Source organism: Streptomyces sp. NPDC020845 (assembly GCF_044334165.1).
Lineage (GTDB): Bacteria > Actinomycetota > Actinomycetes > Streptomycetales > Streptomycetaceae > Streptomyces.
The window spans coordinates 30,174-49,193 of sequence record NZ_JBIRSJ010000007.1; the positions used below are offsets into that span (position 1 = coordinate 30,174).

Genomic DNA, 19,020 nt, shown 5'->3' on the forward strand with positions numbered 1-19,020 from the left:
GGGCGACGAGGCAGCCCGGATGCCCCCTGCGGGGCCCGGCTGCGGCCCCCGGGCACGGCGCGGGGCGAAGCCCCGGGCGGAGCCCCCATGCGGCGGAGCCGCACATGGGCAGGGGTTGGGAAGCCATGGGACGGGATGGGGGGAAGTCAGCCCACGCCGAGGAAGCGCAGGACCGCCAGGACCCGCCGGTGGTCGCCGTCCGCGACCGGCAGGTCCAGCTTCGCGAAGATGCTGTTGATGTGCTTGGCCACCGCCGACTCGCTGATCACCAACCCCTCCGCGATCCCCGCGTTCGACCGCCCCTGGGCCATCAGCTCCAATACCTCCCGCTCGCGCGCCGTGAGTCGGTCCAGGGGGTCGCGGTGGCGGCGGACGAGGAGTTGGGCGACGACCTGGGGGTCGAGGGCGGTGCCGCCGGACGCGACGCGGTGGAGGGCGGCGATGAAGTCCTCGACGTCCGCGACGCGTTGCTTGAGGAGGTAGCCGATCCCGCTGGTGTGCGTGGTGAGCAGGTCCGCGGCGTAGCGCTCCTCCACGTACTGGGACAGCAGCAGCACCGCCGTGTCCGGCCACTGGCGGCGGATCAGCAGCGCGGCCCGTACACCCTCGTCGGTGAAGCCCGGGGGCATCCGGACGTCGACCACGGCGATGTCCGGGCGGTGTTCCTCGACCGCCGCGAGCAGACCGTCCGCGTCGTCCGCCTCCGCCGTGACCTCGAAGCCCGCGGTCTGGAGGACCTTCACCAGGCCGATCCGCAGCAGGATCGAGTCCTCGGCGATCACAGCACGCACGGCAGCTCCACGGTGATGACGGTCGGGCCCCCGCGGGGGCTGCTGAGGTCGAAGGTCCCGTCCACGGAGCCCACGCGCCCCACGAGCCCCGTGAGGCCGCTGCCCTGGGCGGGGTCGGCGCCGCCGACCCCGTCGTCGGCGATCACCACGCGCAGTATGTCGCCCGTTCTGACGACCGTGACATCGGCCCCCGTGGCCTGTGCGTGTTTGGTGGTGTTGGCCAGGGACTCGGAGACGACGAAGTAGGCGACGGCCTCGACGGTGGGCGCCGGGCGCTCGGGGATGTCGATGTGCAGCCGTACCGGCAGTGGGGCGCGGGCGGCGATGCCGGAGAGGGCGGCGTCCAGGCCGCGGTCGTCGAGGACGGCCGGGTGCAGGCCACGCACCAGGTTGTTCAGCTCTTCGATGGCCTCCTTAGCCTCCCGGTGCGCCTCGTCGATGACCTTGCGGGCCTCCTCGGGCAGATCTCCGAGCGTGGCCTTGGCCAGGCCGAGGTTGACCGCCATGGAGACGAGCCGCTGCTGGGCGCCGTCGTGCAAGTCGCGTTCGATGCGGCGGCGTTCGGCGTCGGCCGCGTCGACGGTGCCCGCGCGGCGCTCGGTCAGGTCCTCGACCCGGCGCTTCAACTCCTTCGCCGGGTCGGGGCCCAGCAGCGCGGTGGCGGCGCGGACGTCGAGCCGTACGAGGGCGCCGGTCAGCCAGTACGCGAGGGCCAGCAGAGCCAGGCCGACCGCGGTGACATACGTGGTCGCCATGGCGGTGGGCAGGAACTTCAGCCGCCCGGCCGGCGCGCTCCAGACGAATACGGTCGAGGCCGCCAGCCCCATCAGCAGAGCGAAGCCCCAGACCAGCACCCCGCCGCAGGCGATCGCAGGGGCGACCAACAGGTTGTAACGCAGTTCCCGCCCCCAGCGGGCCGGGCCGGGGATGTCGACGTTCAGCAGGCCCTTGAAACGGCGCCGCTGCATGCGGGTGAACACCGGGCTGACGGCGGCCAGGGCGGCGACCGGGAGGGCGACGGCGACCAGGACGCCCGGCAGGGACGAGATCTGGTCGTCGACCAGCCACGGCACGCTCAACACCAACAGGGCCAGGAACTGCACGGATATGCCCGCGAGCCCGAATACCGCGTCGCGCCGCAGCCGGGTGAGCGCTGCTCGCGGCGCGGTGGGGAGTCTCATGCGCCGACCTTAGACCGCCGCCTCGGGGCCGGTCGCTGACGCCCGTACCCGGATCGGGGGTGCAACTAGTGCCACCCCCATTCGGCAACTCGCGTTACCGACAGGCGCGATCGTGCCGGGGAGGCTGGTGAACGTGCCCGAGGAGCAGCCGAGCCGAGTCGGGCCGGAAGGAGATCAGCCCCGATGAGCGCCCTGTACGCCCCCACGGCCCGCCCCGCACGGACTGCCCGCCCTGCCCGCTCTGTACGGGCCGTCCGGACCACCCGGGCCGCCCGCGCGACCCGGGCCGGGCTCGGCGGCCCCGCCCGCCGCAGCCGCCGGGGCCCCCGGGCCGTGGAGTGCGTGCTGCTCGGCAGTGGCGTCGCGCTCGTCCCCTGGCTCGTCGTCCTGGCGACGACGCTGCCGCCCACCGCCCAGGTCGGTCACTGGAACGTCGCGTGGGTGGGCCTGGACGCGCTGGAGGCGGTTGGGCTGGTGGCCACCGGTCTGCTGCGGCGGGGCGACGACCGCCACCGGCTCACCGCGGCGGCGACCTCCGCGCTGCTGGTGGTGGACGCCTGGTTCGACACCGTCACGGCGGCCCCGGGCGCCGAACTGGCCGCGGCCCTCGCCATGGCCGTGGGCGCGGAGCTGCCGCTGGCGGCGCTGTGTGCCGTGCTGGCCCTGAAGACGGCCCGCGAGACGGACCATGAAGACACCACGAACCACGCCGACCTCACGTCCGGGACGTGGCCCACCACAGGATGACCGCGGCGATCAGAAAGCAGACCGTCATCGCCCACAGCACCTGCCGCCGCGCCCGCGCGTCGGCCGTCATGGTCGGGCTGCCGACCGCGCCGTGTGCCTGCGCGAGGTGATCGAGGCCCTTGTGCCGGGCGCCGCCGTAGGTGATCTGTTCTTCCCAGTCGCAGTGGAGGCAGCCGAGCATCCGCCGCTGCCGGGCGCCGTATCCGTAGCTCACCTCGAAGACGGTCCCGTCCTCGCGGGTGGCCGTGATGTGATGCGTCACACCTCGCAGCACGATTCCGGAACCCCCCCGGTTCTCCGCAGAGCCACAAAGCTGTGCCCTGGCGCCGCGGCAGTCTACCCGCGGCGCCAGGGCCCGTCTTGGCCTGATCGCCTTATGAAACGCCCTGATCAGCAGCCGATCAGCAGCCGATCAGTCGGCCGCCCAGGTACGACTGGATCTGGTCGAGGGAGACCCGCTCCTGCTTCATCGTGTCGCGCTCACGCACGGTCACCGCGTTGTCCTCGAGGGTGTCGAAGTCGACGGTGACACAGAAGGGCGTGCCGATCTCGTCCTGGCGGCGGTAGCGGCGGCCGATCGCGCCCGCGTCGTCGAACTCGATGTTCCAGTGCTTGCGCAGGTCCGTCGCGAGCCCCTTGGCCTTCGGCGAGAGCTGCGGGTTACGGGACAGCGGCAGCACGGCGACCTTGACCGGCGCGAGGCGCGGGTCGAGGCGCAGCACGGTGCGCTTCTCCATCTTGCCCTTGGCGTTGGGCGCCTCGTCCTCGATGTACGCGTCGAGGAGGAAGGCCAGCATGGTGCGGCCCACGCCCGCCGCCGGCTCGATGACGTACGGCGTCCAGCGCTCGCCGGCCTCCTGGTCGAAGTACGACAGGTCCTGGCCGGAGGCCTGGGAGTGGGCCTTCAGGTCGTAGTCGGTGCGGTTGGCCACGCCCTCGAGCTCGCCCCACTCCGAGCCGCCGAAGTTGAAGCGGTACTCGATGTCGGCGGTGCGCTTGGAGTAGTGGGAGAGCTTCTCCTTGGCGTGCTCGTACCAGCGGATGTTGGCCTCCTGGAGGCCAAGGTCGCGGTACCAGTTCCAGCGCTGCTCCATCCAGTACTCGTGCCACTCCTCGTCTTCGCCCGGCTTGACGAAGAACTCCATCTCCATCTGCTCGAATTCGCGGGTGCGGAAGATGAAGTTGCCCGGCGTGATCTCGTTACGGAACGACTTGCCGATCTGGGCGATGCCGAACGGCGGCTTCCGGCGCGAGGTCTGCTGGACGGCGAGGAAGTTGGTGAAGATGCCCTGGGCGGTCTCGGGGCGCAGATAGGCGACCGAGGCGGAGTCCTGGGTGGGGCCGAGGTGGGTGGAGAGCAGACCGGAGAACTGCTTGGGCTCGGTGAAGCTGCCCTTGGTGCCGCAGTGCGGACAGTTGATGTCCGCCAGCCCGTTCTCGGGCAGCCGGCCGTGCTTGGCCTCGTACGCCTCCTCCAGGTGGTCCGCGCGGAACCGCTTGTGGCAGGAGGTGCACTCGGTGAGCGGGTCGGTGAAGGTGGCGACGTGGCCGGACGCCTCCCAGACCTCGCGGGCGAGGATCACCGATGAGTCGAGTCCGACCACGTCGTCGCGCGAGGTGACCATCGAGCGCCACCACTGGCGCTTGATGTTCTCCTTCAGCTCAACGCCGAGCGGTCCGTAGTCCCAGGCAGCTCGCTGCCCGCCGTAGATCTCGCTGGACGGGTAGACGAAGCCACGGCGCTTGCTCAGGCTGACGATGGTGTCGATCTTGTCGGCGGCCACGGTGCTCTCTTCATTGATGACGGCTGATGACGACTGTGTGAGACGACTGTGTGTCGCTGATGGCGGCTTTGCGGACGGCGTGCGGACGACAAAGCGAATGCTTCAGGTTACCGGCGGCTCCACCCCTCGGATCAAATCGGTATGCGAAACGATCGACAAAACGATCAAGAAGAGGCCCGTTGTTGACAATCGTTTCCATCTTTGTTGAAAATGAGAGTCATGAACATACGCCGCTCCATCATCCCGGCCGCCGTCGCCGGAGCCGCTGTTCTCGGTCTGGCCACGACGCTCACAGCCTGCTCCGCCAATGCGACAGACGGCCGTACGGACGGCAAACTCGATGTGGTGGCGTCGTTCTACCCCATGCAGTTTCTCGCCGAGCGCATAGGCGGCGGTCACGTCCATGTGTCCAGTTTGACCAAGGCCGGCGCGGAACCACACGACCTGGACATCAGCGCCCGGCAGACCGCCGACCTCAGCAAGGCCGGACTGGTCGTCTACCTCAAGGGTCTGCAGCCCGCCGTCGATGCCGCCATCGGCCAGGCCGAGCCGAAGCACATCGCCGACGCGGCCTCGTTCACCACCCTGGAAGACCACGGTACCGAGGTGGACGGCGACCACGAGCACGGGGACGACGAGCACGAGCACTCCGGCGAGGACGCGGGCTCCGACCCGCACATCTGGCTGGATCCGGTGCGTTACGCCCAGGTCGCCGAGGGTGTCGGCAAGGCGCTGCAGAAGGCCGACCCCGACAACGCGGCCGCCTACAAGAAGAACACCGCCGTGCTGGTCAAGCAGCTCGGCACGCTGAACGACGACTTCAAGACGGGCCTGAAGAGCCGCACCTCGGACACCTTCATCACCACCCACGCCGCCTTCGGCTATCTCGCCGAGCGCTACGGCCTGCGCCAGGAGGCCATCTCCGGCATCGACCCGGAGTCCGAGCCCAGCCCGGCCCGGATGAAGGCGCTGCACTCGGTCGCGAAGAAGGAGAAGGTCGGCACCGTCTTCTTCGAGACGCTGGTGAGCGACAAGACCGCCAAGACCCTGGCAGGCGATCTGCATCTGCGCACCGATGTGCTCGACCCGATCGAGGGCATCAGCGACCAGTCCAAGGGCGACGACTACTTCGGGGTCATGCGCGCCAACCTCAAGGCGCTCCAGACGGCCCTGGGCGCCAAGTGAGGCGCGAAACGACGAGCGGAGGAAGCCGCATGAAGCCGGAACCACCCGCCACAGCCCCCGCCACAGCCCCCGGCGAGACCTCAGCCCAGACCCCCGCCACGACCCCCGCCGAGACCTCTGCGGAAACCCACGACGACGAGTCCCCCGCCGAGACCTCCACCGACGCCCCCGCCGTCATATCGCTGCGCGGCGCCACCGCCTCCCTCGGCGGCCGCCCCGTCCTGCGCGGCGTCGACCTGACCGTACGGCGCGGCGAGGTCGTCGCGCTGCTCGGCGCCAACGGCTCCGGCAAGTCCACGGCGGTGCGCTCCGTCGTCGGCCAGGTGCCGCTGTCCGGCGGTGAGCTGAGGCTGTTCGACACCCCCAGCCGCCGCTTCCGCGACTGGGCCCGCATCGGCTACGTACCGCAGCGCACCACCGCCGCCAGCGGCGTGCCCGCCACCGTCCGCGAGGTGGTCTCCTCCGGGCGGCTGGCCCGCAGGCGGCTGGGTCCGCCGCGTGCGGCGGACCGGGCGGCGGTGCGCCGGGCGCTGGAGCTGGTCGGGATGGCCGACCGGGCCAAGGACTCGGTGAGCGCGCTGTCCGGCGGCCAGCACCAGCGGGTGCTGATCGCCCGCGCGCTGGCCGGTGAGCCCGAACTGCTGATCATGGACGAGCCGATGGCCGGGGTCGACCTGGCCAGCCAGGAGATCCTTGCCGAGACGCTGCGCGAGCAGGTCGCCCAGGGCGCCACCGTGCTGCTGGTGCTGCATGAGCTGGGCCCGCTGGAGCCGCTGATCGACCGCGCGGTGGTGCTGCGCGACGGCTGCGTGGTCCACGACGGCCCGCCGCCCAAGGCCGTGGGCCAGCACGCGCTGCCCGGCCACGACCACGTACATCCGCATGCGGCGCACGACGCCGAACCGATCCGGACGGGATTGCTGACCTGACATGTTGGAAATCCTCGACTACGCGTTTATGCAGCGGGCCCTGATCGCCGCCGTCCTGGTCGGCATCACCGCCCCCGCCGTCGGTATCTACCTCGTCCAGCGCCGCCAGGCGATCATGGGCGACGGCATCGGCCACGTCGCACTCACCGGCGTCGCGCTCGGCTTTCTGACCGGCACCAACCCGGTGTGGACGGCCGTCGCGGTCTCCGCGCTCGGTGCGATCCTCATGGAGCTGATCCGCTGGTACGGCAAGACGCGCGGCGACCTGGCCCTCGCGATGCTCTTCTACGGCGGTATGGCCGGCGGTGTGCTGCTGATCAACCTCTCGCCGACCGGCTCCAACGCCAACCTCACCACGTATCTCTTCGGCTCGATCACCACCGTCTCGCGCGAGGACGTGACCGTGATCAGCTGTCTGGCGGCCTTCGTCGTGCTGATCACCCTCGGGCTGCGCCGCCAGCTGTTCGCGGTGTGCCAGGACGAGGAGTTCGCGCGGGTGACCGGCCTGCCGGTGCGCACCCTCAATCTGCTGCTGGCCATCACCGCCGCCGTCACCGTCACCGTCGCCATGCGCGTCGTGGGCCTGCTGCTGGTCAGCGCCCTGATGGTGGTCCCGGTCGCGGCCGCCCAACAGGCCACCCGCGGCTTCGCGATGACACTCGCGCTCGCCGTCGCCATCGGCGTCGTGGTGACGCTCTCCGGCACGGTCTTCTCCTTCTACGAGGACGTTCCGCCCGGTGCGAGCATCGTCGTGCTCGCCATTGGCGTCTTCGCCGTGATCACCGCGCTCGCCGCCCCGTTGGCCAGACGCCGCGCCCGCAGAGCAGCCGCCGTGGCCGAGGAGCGCTGCACCCTCCCGCTGCCCGGCGCCCGCGCCGCCGTTCCGGGGGCGGGCTCCCCCGGAACGGGCGAAGCGGACGATGTCCTCGTCTGACCGGGCGTCTCATCGGGCGTCCAGCTGTCCAGCCCGTTCGCTCAGCATTCCCTGGCACAATGGCCACGCGGATGCGCGACGTACGAGCAGGCGACGAGCAGGCGATGTTGAGGAGGCAACTGTGGTGACCGCGGGTCCCCCAGTACACGGCCGGTCCACCAGGCAGCGGGCGGCGGTGGCTGCGGCGCTGGACGAGGTTGACGAGTTCCGCAGTGCGCAGGAGCTGCATGACATGCTCAAGCACCGCGGCGACTCCGTCGGCCTGACCACGGTCTACCGCACCCTCCAGTCCCTCGCCGACGCGGGCGAGGTCGACGTCCTGCGCACCACCGACGGCGAGGCCGTCTACCGCCGCTGCAGCAGTGGCGAGCACCATCACCACCTGGTCTGCCGCACCTGCGGCAAGGCGGTCGAGGTCGAGGGCCCGGCCGTGGAGAAGTGGGCCGATGCGATCGCGGCGGAGCACGGCTTCGTGGACGTCGCCCATACCATCGAGATCTTCGGCACCTGCGGGGACTGCGCGACGGCGCCCGAGGCGTAACCCCCGGGGCTGACGGCCGCCTCAAGCGCTGCCGCCTCAGCGCTTGAGGTAGGCCAGTACGGCCAGGACGCGGCGGTTGTCGTCGGCGGACGGTTCGATCCGCAGCTTGTCGAAGATGCTCGCGGTGTGTTTGGCGACCGCGCTCTCGCTGAAGTGCAGGGTGTGCGCGATGGCGGCGTTCGACCGGCCCTCGGCCATCAGCTTGAGGACGTCGTGTTCGCGCGGGGTGAGGCTGCCGGTGCGCCCCCTGGCGTCGCTGCGGGCCAGCAGCTTGGAGATGACCTGCGGGTCCATGACCGTACCGCCGGCCGCGACCGTACGCACCGCGTCGATGAACTGCCCGGTGTGGGTGACCCGGTCCTTGAGGAGATAGCCGATACCGCCCTCGCCCCCGGCCAGCAGCTCATGGGCGTAGAGCTGATCCACGTACTGGGACAGGATCAGCACCGGCAGCGCGGGGCGGGTGCGACGGGCTTCCAGGGCCGCCTGAAGGCCCTCGTCGGTGTGGGTCGGCGGCAGCCGGATGTCGACCACGGCGACGTCCAGATCCTCCTCGCGCAGCGCGCGCAGCAGGGCCGGGCCGTTGTCCACGGAGGCGATCACCTCGCAGCCGTGCTCCCGCAGGGCGCGCATCAGCCCGTCCCTGAGCAGGAAGAGGTCTTCGGCGAGGACGACGCGCACGGGATCTCCAAGGTCACGGTGGTCGGGCCGCCCAGGGGGCTGTGCAGGGCGAGACTGCCGTCGAAGGTACCCAACCGGCGCTGTACGCCGCGCAGTCCGGTCCCCCGCGCCAGGTCCGCGCCGCCCCGGCCGTCGTCGGTGACCGTGACCCGCAGCCGTGCGCTGTCCTCGTGTGTCAGGTCCCCGTGTGTCAGGTCCTCGTGTGTCAGGTCCCCGTATGTCAGGGTGATGCGCACCTCCTGGGCGCCGGAGTGCTTGGCCGCGTTGGCGAGCGCTTCGCTGATCGCGAAGTAGGCGGCGGACTCGACCGGCGCCGGGAGCCGTCCGGGCAGCCGGACCTCGACATGGACGTCGAGGAAGCTGTCGAGCGCCAGCGACCGTACGGCGTCGCCGAGCCCCCGGTCGGCGAGCACCGGGGGCTGGATACCGTGGACCAGGTCGCGCAGGTCCTGGAGCGCCCGCGCGGAGGTATCGCGCACGTCCAGCAGCAGCCCGCGAGCGGCGTCCAGGTCGACGTCGAGGAGCCGGGTGGCCTCGTCCAGCGTCATGCCGAGGGCGACCAGCCTGGCCTGTGCGCCGTCGTGCAGATCCCGTTCGATACGGCGGAGTTCGGCCGCCTGCGCGTCCAGCGACTCGTCGCGGATGTCGGTGAGCCGTTCGACGCGGCGGGCGAGTTCGGTGCTGCGCGGCGCGGACAGCAGGCGCCGGCTCCAGCGGCCGTGCAACCCGAGCACGACGGGGGCCAGCCGCACCCCGGCCGCGATGAACGCGAGGCCGAGGGCCAGTGCGGCGAGCATCGTCGGGGTGGAGCGTACGGGGATGAAGGCGTACCAGTTGCCGTCGTCGAGGAGCCGCCAGATGAACGGCTGCACCAGCGCGCCGAACGCCCCGTACTCGACGAGGGCGAGCGGTACCGCGACCAGCAGCCCCCCGAACCACGGCTCCAGCCAGGCCCACCGCAGATCGCGCCAGAACCCCTCGTCCCCGAGAACCGCGGCCGCCCGTCGGCGCGGGCGCTCGGCCCGGTCCGGGGCGAGCGGGTCCGGCGGGCTGATCGCCGTACCCGTCCAGCGGGCGGTCCATGACCGGTACCGGTCCGAGAGCCCGCGCAGGGCGCCCGCGGCGGGCGGCAGCAGCCGGAACCCGAGCCCGATCGGGAGCAGCAGCAGCGCGCCGATCACCAGCCCGCCGACGGCGACCACCGCCAGGGCCACCAGCCCGAGCAGCTGACACCTGACGAGGGCGCGCAGACCGCCGGCCCCCAATCCCCCCATGACCGCCGCCCATCGCTCCCGCCGGATCAGCGCGCCGAGTGCGCCATGGCGGGGATCCTAGCCACGGGGGTCCGCCACACCCACGGCACCGCCGCCACCAGGCACGCGGCCCCGAAGAGCACCATGGGCAGCACCGCACCGGACTCCTCGTCCATGAACAGCAGCATGCCCAGGTTGATCAGGGTGTGGAAGCCGCCCGCGAGCAGCAGCCGGTTGGCCCGTACGCGCTCAAGACCGAGCCCCAGGACCACCGACATCGCCACCGTGCCCAGCAGAAACCCGGCCGCGTACGCCGGGGCCTGCGCGAACACCTGCACATGCCACACCCCCCACACCGCGCCGATCGAGGTCGACACGGCGAGCGGGCCGAAACGGGTCCGCAGGAGCGGCTGGAGGAAGCAGCGCCAGCCGATCTCCTCACCGCACGCGCCGATCAGCTGCGCCACCACGATCAACGCGAAGGGGTGGTCCAGGGAGCGTGGATCGGTGGCGTGGGCGTCACCGGTCGCCAGGGCGTACGTGCCCGCGCTGAGCGCGGTGATCAGCAGCGCCGTGGCGAACAGCGGCGCCGTGGCGAACAGCGGCAGGGCACGGCCCGCCCGTCCCGGCCGTCCCCCCGGCCGCGCCGAGGGGGCGGCCGCCCTGCCGCCCGGCCACGCGCCGGCGAGCAGCGCCCGTACCGGCGAAGGCCACAGCAGAGCCACCGCCGCCACCCCCAGCGCGGGCCCGAACTGGGTCAGCTGGATGACCTCCGTCGGTATCCCCGTCGCGGGCTGCGCCGCGCCCAATATCCCCGCCGTCACGAACGTGACCGCGAGGAACACCCCTGCCTTCGCTTTCCACTTGTTCCACTTGTGCATACCGCCAGGCCCCCGATCGGGTCGAACCGGATCTCGTCGCCGTCGACGATGCCGGTCGGGGAGCCCGCTGCCTTTGCACGTAGCTGCCGAGCAGGGGTGTACCTATGTACAGCTCACCGCCTGCCCCGGCGCAGCCAGTCCCGCACCTTGCGGGGCTCGGACACCTTGCCCGGGGCCGGGATGGGCGCCGTACCCGGGACGGGCGCGACTGCTGGTGCCGACGCCACCGGGACCGGCATGGGCGTGGTGGGCGGCGCGCTGTGCGGCTGCAGCCCCTTCAGCCGCGCCTGCCAGGGCCCGTCCGCCATCTCCAGATGCACGATGACCGGCCCCTCGGGCAGCGGCACGGTCTCCCGCCGCTTGCCGATCTCGTTGACGGCGTTCTCGTAGCTGGGCAGGGTCGTGGGGTCCTCGTGCCCCGCCAGTTCATAGAGGTGGACGATGAGGTTGTCGTCGCCTCGGTAACGGATGGCGAGGTCGGCCGTGCCCGCCGTGTGCAGCAGGACGTCGGGGCCGCCCCACTCCAGCCACTCCTCCGTCAGCCGACGGCCCGCCGCCAGCGGCAACACCCGTAGCTGCCAGGGGCCATCGGCCTGCAACCGCAGCCGCAGGGGCCCGCGCTCGGGGACGACCGTGAGCAGCCGTCCCCGGAAGGCGTGCTCGGTGCTGTTGACGAGGTTGTCCTTCTGCTTGTTCCGCTTGTCGAGGGTCCACAGGCCGGTGTATCCCCCGCCTTCGAGGGTGAGTTCGACGATGACCGGTCCCGGCGGGAGCCCGTCCACGGTGATCACGTCGTTGTCCCGGCCGTGCTGCTCGTACGGCTCGAAGACCGCGCCGAACGACCAGTCCGCGACCGGCTGGGCCACGGGGGGCGCCGGTACGGGGTGCGGCACCGCGACCGTGGGCGTCGGCACCGCTGCGGGGGCCGGTACCGCTGCGGGGGCCGGTACCGGTACGGGGGAAGGCTCCGGGCGCGGGCCGTCCTCCGCCGCCACGTCCACACCGTGGTCCCCGGCCAGCCCGGTGAGCCCGTCCAGATACCCCTGGCCCACCGCGCGGAACTTCCAGCCCCCTGCCCGCCGGTACAGCTCCGCCAGCACCATGGCCGTCTCGCCGCCGCCGTCGGTCACGTCGTACCGGGCGACCGACGTCCCGTCCGGCGCGAACGCCTCCACCGACGGCCCGGCCACGTCCCGTATCGCGCCACCGTCCGTCGACCCGACCACGAGGACGCGGACGATCTCCTCCTCGACCGTGGTGAGGCCGACCTCCAGCCACACCGTGCCGTCCTCACCCCCGGCCAGCCGCACGGCGCCCGACGGATGGGCGGGCGCGCCGTGGAACACGACGTCCGCGTCGCCCCGGACCCGCCCGTCGGCCGTCAGCAGCCACGCCGAGGCGTCCAGCCCGTTCCGTACGGCGATCCGCAGCGGGACGGACGGCACGAAGGCATTGCCTCCCTTGACCACTTCCCCCATCGTTACTCCACCTTTTCTCCACACCCAGGGACCGGGAACGGATCATGACACAGGTCCCTGAGAGCGCGAAGGCCGGTGCCGCGCCCAGTTGAGGCGACGGCACCGGCCAGAGAAGAGGATGGTCGGTCGGCGTTACTGCGGACCCGGCTGGGAACCGTCCTTCTGCTGCACCTCGTTCGGGATCGCGCCGCCGAAGCGGCGGTCACGCGAGGCATACTCCAGGCAGGCCCGCCACAGGTCGCGGCGGTCGAAGTCCGGCCACAGCACGTCCTGGTAGACCATCTCCGCGTAGGCGCTCTGCCAGATCAGATAGTTCGACGTGCGCTGCTCGCCCGAGGGCCGCAGGAAGAGATCCACATCCGGCATATCGGGGTAGTAGAGGTACTTCGCGAACGTCTTCTCGTTCACCTTCGACGGGTCAAGACGGCCCGCCCTGACATCCTCCGCCAGCGCCTTCGCCGCGTCCGCGATCTCCGCCCGGCCGCCGTAGTTCATGCAGAAGTACATGGTCATGGCGTCGTTGTCCTTGGTCTGCTCCTGCGCGACCTGGAGTTCCTGCGCCACGGACTTCCACAGCTTCGGCATCCGCCCCGCCCAGCGGATACGGATACCCATCTCGTCCATCTCGTCGCGGCGGCGGCGGATGACGTCCCGGTTGAAGTTCATCAGGAAGCGCACCTCGTCGGGCGAGCGCTTCCAGTTCTCGGTGGAGAAGGCGTAGAGGGAGAGGTTCTTCACCCCGATCTCCAGACACCCCTTGAGCACATCGAGGACCACGCCCTCGCCCACCTTGTGCCCCTCGGTACGCGGCAGCCCGCGCTCCTTGGCCCAGCGGCCATTGCCGTCCATGACGACGGCCACATGCTTGGGCACCAGCTCACCGGGGATCTTCGGCGGACGGGCACCCGAAGGGTGCGGGTCCGGGGCCCGGTACTCGCGCCGCTGTCGGCCCAGAATCCCGCGTCGTGCCATGTGCCTGCCGTCTCCCTCTCTCAACTGCTTCCGCGCTTTATTTCTCTACATACCGAAGCGACCGGAGCCCCCGCTCCAGGTGCCAGTGCAAATACGCCGCCACGAGCCCACTGCCCTCCCGGGCATGCCGAGCCTCACACGCGTCCGCGGTCTCCCAGTCCCCGGTCAGCAGCGCCCCCAGCAGCATCAGCGCCTCCGCCGAGGGTACGACGCTTCCGGGCACCCGGCACTCCCCGCAGATCACCCCGCCCGCGCCGACCGAGAAGAACCGGTTCGGCCCGGGCATGCCGCACTTCGCGCAGTTGTCGAAACTCGGCGCGTAGCCGTTGACGGCGAGGGAGCGGAGGAGAAACGCGTCCAGGATGAGATGCGGCTCATGCTCCCCCGAGGCGAGCGTGCGCAGCGCGCCGACCAGCAGTAGGTACTGCTGCATGGCGGGCTCGCCCTCGTGGTCGGTGAACCGCTCGGCGGTCTCCAGCATCGCCGTACCGGCGGTGTAGCGGGCGTAGTCGGTCACGATGGCGCTGCCGTACGGAGCGATGGTCTCACTCTGCGTGCACAGCGGCAGCCCGCGGCCGACCAGCTCGCCGCCCCCGCGCGAGAAGAACTGCACATCGACATGGCTGAACGGCTCGAGCCGCGCCCCGAACTTCGACTTCGTCCGCCGCACCCCCCGGGCCACGGCCCGCACCCGGCCGTGACCACGGGTGAGCAGCGTGATGATCCGGTCCGCCTCGCCCAGCTTCTGGGTGCGCAGCACGATGCCGTCGTCGCGGAACAGACTCATGGCGCTTATTGTCCCTCAGCGGGACACATGATCGAACCGCCCGGCCTTCACGGCGCGAGTGAGGGCGCGGAGGGCGGCGGGGGTGGTTGTGATCACGGTGTGCGGTTCGTCGCTCTCCCGCAGGAGGATGCTGTCCGGGGTGCGAGCGAGCTCGACGCAGGCATTGCCCTCGGCGTCCGCCGAGTACGAGGACTTCCGCCAACCGTCAGCTGGCCACGAAATCAAACTCACCGGCCTTGATCCCCTTTATCAGCCCGCGGAGAGCGGCCGGCGTGGCCGCGATGATCACGTGCGGGTCGTCGCTCTCTCGAAGCAGGATCGCGGCGCCAGAGGTGTGAGCCAGCTCGACGCAGGCGTTGTCTGGGGCGTCCGCCGAGTAGGAGGACTTCCGCCACTGTATGTGGGACATCTCCATGCCTTCAGAGTCGTTGTGCGATGGCGAGAATGAAATCGCGCGTGTCTTCTGGCGTGAGGGACAGCTCTTCCGTCCGGTCGAGGATCCGCCGGTAGTTGACGAGGTGGGTCTCGCCATCGAGGAACATCACACCGGTGGGCGCGTCGAGCTGAACCGTATCCAACTGCGGAACCACTCCGTACATGTACGTCACGGAGGCTCCCGCATGCGGAAATCCCCCAGCGGAGAAGGGGATGGCTCGCACGGTGACATTGTCCCGCTCCGATGCCTCAAGGACGCTCTCCAGCTGGCCACGGGCCACCTTGGCCCCACCGAACTCCATCCTCAGGGCTGCCTCGTGAATCAGGAAGGTGCACGACGGCGGATCGTCGCGATCCAGGACATCGCGGCGCCGCAACCGGAAGGACAGACTGACTCGGAGCTGGGCGGGAGTGGGCTCCGGCTCGGCGATCGAGAACACGGCCTTCGCGTAGTCCTCGGTCTGCAGGAGTCCCGGGATGTGCATGATCTGCACAGCGCGGAGACTCACGGCCCGGAGTTCGAGTTCGGCCAGGTCCAGTGCAGTGGCGGCCATCTTTCCCTCGTACTCGTCCCACCAGCCTCGGCCACGCTCTGAGGCCATGGCCGCAAGCGCATCAACGTACGCCTGGTCACTGCATGCGTAGATCCCGGCCAACATCCTGATGCGCTCATCGCTCACGCCGAGGCGACCGGCCTCCATGTTGCTGATACGGGTACGGTCCGCGCCCAATTGCTCACCGGCGCGGGCCACGTTCATCCCGGCATGCTCGCGCATCTTGCGCAACTCCGCGCCAACGCGGCGCTGTCGCGCGGTTGGGGCTGCCTTCTGCGGCATGTGCGGACCCTCCCCTTACCCACTCCGTCACACACTGTCCCAGCGACACTACTCGAATTCAGATCCGGATGCACAAGCTCATCCGACATGGATGCACGAGTGCATCCCGAGGCAATAAGGTTCGGATAGCACAGCGCATCGGAACCATCACGCATCGCGTTGGGAGAACCCGCCATGCCCGAAGTCGCCGAACCCGCCTACGCCTACCGGCTCAGCGCCCCCAACTCCCCCAGAAGCCCCAAAGCCTGCCGCGACGCGATCGCCGCCCTCCTCCAGGCCAACGGCCTGGACGTCCTCGCGGACACGGCCCGCCTCCTCGTATCGGAGGCGGTCACCAACGTCCACCAGCACACAGCCACCCCCGTCATCCACATCGACACCCTCGTACGGGACCGCATCGCCACCATCGCCGTACGCGACAGCTCCCCGGACGACCTCCCCCGCCCGCGCAGGGCGGAGGCCGACGAGGAAGGGGGCCGCGGGCTCTTCCTCATGAAGCAACTTGCCCACGCCTGCGGTGTCACCTGGGAGAGCGGCACGCAGCCCACCGGCAAGCACATCTGGTTCGAGCTGCGCGACCCGCTCACCGAATGACGCTACCTACGCCGGATCGGCCAGACGCCCCTCAACGCGGGACCGCACGGCCACGGCCCGGGGGTCGGTGTACGCGGCCAGGTGGGACAGGGCCTCGGCCCAGTGAGCGCGGGCCGCTTGGGGGTCCGCCATATCCACGGCGGCGGCCAAGTGGTCGAGCTCCAAGGCGTGCTGCCACGCATCGCCGAGCTGACCGTGCACGACGGCGGCCCGGCGATGGAACGCGGCGGCTTCGTCACAACGCTCCATTGCCGCATAGGTCTGCCCGGTGCCCCGCCAGGCGAGGGCTTCTCGGCTGCGGTCGCCGAGACGGCGATGGAGCTTGGCGGACCGCTGGTACGAGGTCAGCGCATCGCCGTATTGCCCAGCGACCCGCTGGATATCGCCCAGAGTGAGCAGCCAAAAGCCTTCCAGGACGTGACTTCTGAGGTTGAGCGCGATGTCGAGGGCTTCGTCAATCGCATGGCGTGCCGCAGCGAGTTCGCCTTGCTCGCGGCGGAGCTCGGCGACGATATACAGGGCATTGCCCACGCTTCTCTCGTTGCTCAGGGCTCGGTGGGCGGCGAGCGCCTGTTGGACGGCCTCCTCTGCCTCGGACAGGCGGCCCGCGTCGAGACGGGTGCTGGCGATGTTGGACAGGGCCATGGCCGCTCTGCGGGGTTCATCCGCGTCGCGGAAGATCGCAGCGGCCCGCTCGAAGTGTTCGGCGGCGGGGTCGAATTTGCGGAGCTCGAGGTGAATCAGGCCGATGAGATTCAGCGCGCGCGCCTCTTCGAGGGGCATGGCCGTCCTGTGTGCGAGTTCCCTGGCTCGTCGGTGACATTCCATGCCCTCGTCGAGGCGTCGGTATTCTCGATAGGCCATACCGAGGAAGTTGAGCAATCGGATTTGGGCACCCGGTTCGCCCGCCCGTTCGGCTGCTGCCAGACCGGCACGCATCGGTTCGATCCAGTCACTGCCTGGCGCTGACGGGTAGCGGGCACTCCACAACGCCTCGGCCAGGCGCCAGGCGAGAGGGTCGAGCCCGGCTGATACGGCGGCCGGAACCAACCGGAGCAGAGTCGTGTGCTCGCGGTCCGCCCAGTCCGCCGCCGCGTCGTAATCGGCGAAGACCAGAGGAGGCACGGAAGCCGTAGATGCCGTCAGGAGGGAGCGCTGCTCGGCAGGCCTGAGCCAACTCTGCGCCGCAACAGCGGTATGCAGATCATGGAGAACCTGCCCGACCTGACGCTGCGCTGGATACCGAACAGCGCGAGGTAAACCGGCTCACCCCGCGGTGGTCCGGCGACCGGTTCGGTAGCGGCCCGGGGTCGTTCCGATGATGTTGGTGAACGCCGCGATAAAGCCGCTGGGGTTGGCCCATCCGCAGGCGTAGGCGGTTTGGGTGATGTCGTGGCCGTCGGCGAGGAGCACGAGTGCGTGGTAGATGCGTAGCTGTGTGCGCCACTCGTAGAAGGTCATGCCGAGTTCGTTGCGGAACAGTCGGCTGAGGGTGCGGGTGCTGGCTCCGATCGTCTTCCCGAGTTCGGCCAGCGTGGCGTTGTCGGCCGGCGTCTCGTACAGCATCCGGGCAATGGCTTGCAGTCGGTCGTCCCGTGGCTCCGGCAGGTGCAGTGGCTGTTCGTGTGCTTCGCGGAGTTCATCGACGAGGACTCGAAGGAGGCGAGAGCGCGCGGCGCGGCTGTAGTCAGGCGCGGCGTCGTCGTAGTTGCGGGGACCGGTCAGGGCGAGCAGGACCTCGCGGGCGAGGTCGGAGGCCAGGAACACGGCGGGATGGTCGGGTATGAGCCGGGCCAGGGATGGCGCGAGAAAGATGATCCGCATGTCGGTGTCGCCGTGGGCGCGGTGATAGTGCGTGAACCCGGCGGGGGTCCAGGCGACCCGGTTGGCGGGAACGATCGACGTGCCGCGCTCGGTGTGAACCGTCAAGACGCCGCTGGCCGCGTATACCAGGTGTCCCCGTGCGTGCGACTGCACTGCGCTTGTTTCGCCGGATGGCCAGAGGTGGCGTCCGCCGGACGGCCACACATGTGATGTCACACCGGCGGTCGGGGAAGGTTGGCGGCGAACAGGCATCAGTTGGCATCCTATCGTTAGCCAGCCACGCCTTGATCTGGTGAAACTTCCTCCATGCGGAGTGTCATCGAGGCAGCGTGCCTCGATGCCGCGGCTTGAGAGATGGAGAAGAAGCGCATGGCGACGTTCGTCCTCGTGCCCGGCGGTTGGCACGGCTCCTGGTCGTTCGAGGCGGTGGTTCCGCTGTTGGAACGTGCCGGTCATGCCGTTCACGCCCTGACCCTGACCGGTCTGCGGCCGGACGACGACAACGCGACGGTCGCGACCGCCAACCTCGACACGCACGCCGACGACGTATTGCGGCTCCTCGATCGCGCTCACATCACCAGCGCGACGCTGGTCGGCCACAGCTACGGCGGGATGGTGATCGCCGCCGCCGCCGATCGCGCCCGTGGCCGGGTCTCGCGACTGGTGCATCTCGACGCCTACGTACCACGCGATGGCGAATCGTGCTGGTCGTCAACGACCGAGCGCTACCGAGAAGTGTTCGCTGCCGGCGCTGCGACCACCGGCTATGCCGTCCGACCGCCGGACGGCGGCGATCCCCGCCGCCGTCCCCATCCCCTCGCCTCGTTCCTGCAAACGATCCGGCTCACAGGCACGCTGGCCCAGGTCCCCCGTCGGGAGTTCATCTACTGCTCGGGGTGGGAAGACCGGACGCCGTTCGCTGAACTCCGCACCCGGCTCCAAGCCGATCCTGAATGGCAGGTCCACGACCTCCCCACCGGCCACGACGCGATGCATGAGGCCCCGGAGGCGGTCGCTGCGCTACTGCTCGGCGAATGCGTCGCGGATGCGTCGACGCTCGGACGACAGGCTTGCCATTGACGGCCGCACAAGCGCAGTTCATCCGGCCTCCGATTCATTCATGCCGTCGTCCGGGGCCACGGGGTCCCCGGGGGCCACTTACTCCGCGCGCATGGCTGAGATCGGTT

At 70.2% G+C, this 19,020-nt stretch carries 22 protein-coding genes; 7 read left to right on the forward strand and 15 right to left on the reverse strand.

The features are described from left to right. Nucleotides 1-146: 146 nt before the first annotated feature. The gene (locus ACH4U7_RS18675; RefSeq protein WP_398528994.1) at nucleotides 147-791 is read right to left on the reverse strand and encodes a response regulator; all 645 of its coding nucleotides are present in this window, start codon (nucleotides 789-791) and stop codon (nucleotides 147-149) included. Then, the gene (locus tag ACH4U7_RS18680) at nucleotides 779-1,972 is read right to left on the reverse strand and encodes a sensor histidine kinase (RefSeq protein ID WP_398528995.1); all 1,194 of its coding nucleotides are present in this window, start codon (nucleotides 1,970-1,972) and stop codon (nucleotides 779-781) included. Before ACH4U7_RS18680 ends, ACH4U7_RS18675 begins: the two co-directional genes overlap by 13 nt. A gap of 183 nt (nucleotides 1,973-2,155) precedes the next feature. On the opposite strand from ACH4U7_RS18680, the gene ACH4U7_RS18685 reads away from it, so the two are divergent. Continuing rightward, nucleotides 2,156-2,719, forward strand: coding sequence for a hypothetical protein (locus tag ACH4U7_RS18685; protein ID WP_398528996.1), 564 nt, complete (start codon nucleotides 2,156-2,158; stop codon nucleotides 2,717-2,719). Here ACH4U7_RS18685 and ACH4U7_RS18690 read toward each other — a convergent pair. Next, a complete protein-coding gene (locus tag ACH4U7_RS18690; RefSeq protein ID WP_385626292.1) occupies nucleotides 2,688-2,981 on the reverse strand; it encodes a hypothetical protein in 294 nt (97 codons plus the stop codon). The two genes, ACH4U7_RS18685 and ACH4U7_RS18690, sit on opposite strands and share 32 nt — an antisense overlap. A 139-nt stretch (nucleotides 2,982-3,120) precedes the next feature. Then, entirely contained in the window at nucleotides 3,121-4,503 is a 1,383-nt protein-coding gene (locus tag ACH4U7_RS18695; RefSeq protein WP_398528997.1) for a glycine--tRNA ligase, read from the reverse strand. 219 nt (nucleotides 4,504-4,722) lie between these two features. Between ACH4U7_RS18695 and ACH4U7_RS18700 the strand changes: the two genes are divergently transcribed. The 4 genes from ACH4U7_RS18700 to ACH4U7_RS18715 all read left to right on the forward strand — a co-directional run bounded on the left by ACH4U7_RS18700 (nucleotide 4,723) and on the right by ACH4U7_RS18715 (nucleotide 8,092). Beyond that, the gene (locus tag ACH4U7_RS18700) at nucleotides 4,723-5,688 is read left to right on the forward strand and encodes a metal ABC transporter substrate-binding protein (RefSeq protein WP_398528998.1); all 966 of its coding nucleotides are present in this window, start codon (nucleotides 4,723-4,725) and stop codon (nucleotides 5,686-5,688) included. 29 nt (nucleotides 5,689-5,717) lie between these two features. Beyond that, entirely contained in the window at nucleotides 5,718-6,617 is a 900-nt protein-coding gene (locus tag ACH4U7_RS18705; protein WP_398528999.1) for a metal ABC transporter ATP-binding protein, read from the forward strand. Between the two features lie 4 nt (nucleotides 6,618-6,621). Then, a complete protein-coding gene (locus ACH4U7_RS18710; RefSeq protein ID WP_398529406.1) occupies nucleotides 6,622-7,551 on the forward strand; it encodes a metal ABC transporter permease in 930 nt (309 codons plus the stop codon). A 121-nt stretch (nucleotides 7,552-7,672) separates the two neighbouring features. Further along, nucleotides 7,673-8,092: a Fur family transcriptional regulator gene (locus ACH4U7_RS18715; RefSeq protein WP_385626287.1), complete on the forward strand. Its 420-nt coding sequence runs from the start codon at nucleotides 7,673-7,675 to the stop codon at nucleotides 8,090-8,092. A 36-nt stretch (nucleotides 8,093-8,128) separates the two neighbouring features. Here the strand turns inward: ACH4U7_RS18715 and ACH4U7_RS18720 are convergent, their stop codons facing one another. The 9 genes from ACH4U7_RS18720 to ACH4U7_RS18760 form a co-directional block, all read right to left on the reverse strand. After that, nucleotides 8,129-8,773 carry a response regulator transcription factor gene (locus tag ACH4U7_RS18720; protein ID WP_089506681.1) on the reverse strand — a complete coding sequence of 215 codons (645 nt, stop codon included), beginning with the start codon at nucleotides 8,771-8,773 and terminating at the stop codon, nucleotides 8,129-8,131. Further along, complete coding sequence (locus ACH4U7_RS18725) at nucleotides 8,725-10,047, reverse strand: sensor domain-containing protein (RefSeq protein WP_398529000.1); 1,323 nt, start codon at nucleotides 10,045-10,047, stop codon at nucleotides 8,725-8,727. Before ACH4U7_RS18725 ends, ACH4U7_RS18720 begins: the two co-directional genes overlap by 49 nt. Before the next feature lie 26 nt (nucleotides 10,048-10,073). Continuing rightward, complete coding sequence (locus ACH4U7_RS18730; protein WP_398529001.1) at nucleotides 10,074-10,907, reverse strand: lysostaphin resistance A-like protein; 834 nt, start codon at nucleotides 10,905-10,907, stop codon at nucleotides 10,074-10,076. A gap of 113 nt (nucleotides 10,908-11,020) precedes the next feature. Further along, nucleotides 11,021-12,385 carry a TerD family protein gene (locus ACH4U7_RS18735; protein WP_398529002.1) on the reverse strand — a complete coding sequence of 455 codons (1,365 nt, stop codon included), beginning with the start codon at nucleotides 12,383-12,385 and terminating at the stop codon, nucleotides 11,021-11,023. 132 nt (nucleotides 12,386-12,517) lie between these two features. Continuing rightward, nucleotides 12,518-13,357 (reverse strand): isoprenyl transferase, encoded by an 840-nt coding sequence (locus ACH4U7_RS18740; RefSeq protein WP_385631771.1) that lies wholly within the window; start codon nucleotides 13,355-13,357, stop codon nucleotides 12,518-12,520. A 37-nt stretch (nucleotides 13,358-13,394) separates the two neighbouring features. Beyond that, the gene (gene recO / locus ACH4U7_RS18745; protein ID WP_014179800.1) at nucleotides 13,395-14,144 is read right to left on the reverse strand and encodes a DNA repair protein RecO; all 750 of its coding nucleotides are present in this window, start codon (nucleotides 14,142-14,144) and stop codon (nucleotides 13,395-13,397) included. A gap of 15 nt (nucleotides 14,145-14,159) precedes the next feature. Further along, nucleotides 14,160-14,375 (reverse strand): DUF397 domain-containing protein, encoded by a 216-nt coding sequence (locus ACH4U7_RS18750; RefSeq protein ID WP_398529003.1) that lies wholly within the window; start codon nucleotides 14,373-14,375, stop codon nucleotides 14,160-14,162. Next, nucleotides 14,350-14,559: a DUF397 domain-containing protein gene (locus ACH4U7_RS18755; protein ID WP_398529004.1), complete on the reverse strand. Its 210-nt coding sequence runs from the start codon at nucleotides 14,557-14,559 to the stop codon at nucleotides 14,350-14,352. The genes ACH4U7_RS18750 and ACH4U7_RS18755 overlap by 26 nt, the downstream gene beginning before the upstream one ends. Nucleotides 14,560-14,563: 4 nt before the next feature. Further along, complete coding sequence (locus ACH4U7_RS18760; RefSeq protein WP_398529005.1) at nucleotides 14,564-15,415, reverse strand: helix-turn-helix domain-containing protein; 852 nt, start codon at nucleotides 15,413-15,415, stop codon at nucleotides 14,564-14,566. A 174-nt stretch (nucleotides 15,416-15,589) separates the two neighbouring features. On the opposite strand from ACH4U7_RS18760, the gene ACH4U7_RS18765 reads away from it, so the two are divergent. Then, nucleotides 15,590-16,009, forward strand: coding sequence for an ATP-binding protein (locus tag ACH4U7_RS18765; RefSeq protein ID WP_398529006.1), 420 nt, complete (start codon nucleotides 15,590-15,592; stop codon nucleotides 16,007-16,009). Between the two features lie 6 nt (nucleotides 16,010-16,015). Here ACH4U7_RS18765 and ACH4U7_RS18770 read toward each other — a convergent pair whose 3' ends face one another. After that, complete coding sequence (locus ACH4U7_RS18770; protein ID WP_398529007.1) at nucleotides 16,016-17,134, reverse strand: tetratricopeptide repeat protein; 1,119 nt, start codon at nucleotides 17,132-17,134, stop codon at nucleotides 16,016-16,018. Between the two features lie 141 nt (nucleotides 17,135-17,275). Beyond that, a complete protein-coding gene (locus tag ACH4U7_RS18775; protein ID WP_398529008.1) occupies nucleotides 17,276-17,986 on the reverse strand; it encodes an AraC family transcriptional regulator in 711 nt (236 codons plus the stop codon). A gap of 216 nt (nucleotides 17,987-18,202) precedes the next feature. Here ACH4U7_RS18775 and ACH4U7_RS18780 point away from each other — a divergent pair, with 216 nt between their 5' ends. Beyond that, entirely contained in the window at nucleotides 18,203-18,913 is a 711-nt protein-coding gene (locus tag ACH4U7_RS18780) for an alpha/beta fold hydrolase (protein WP_398529009.1), read from the forward strand. Nucleotides 18,914-19,020 lie beyond the last annotated feature (107 nt).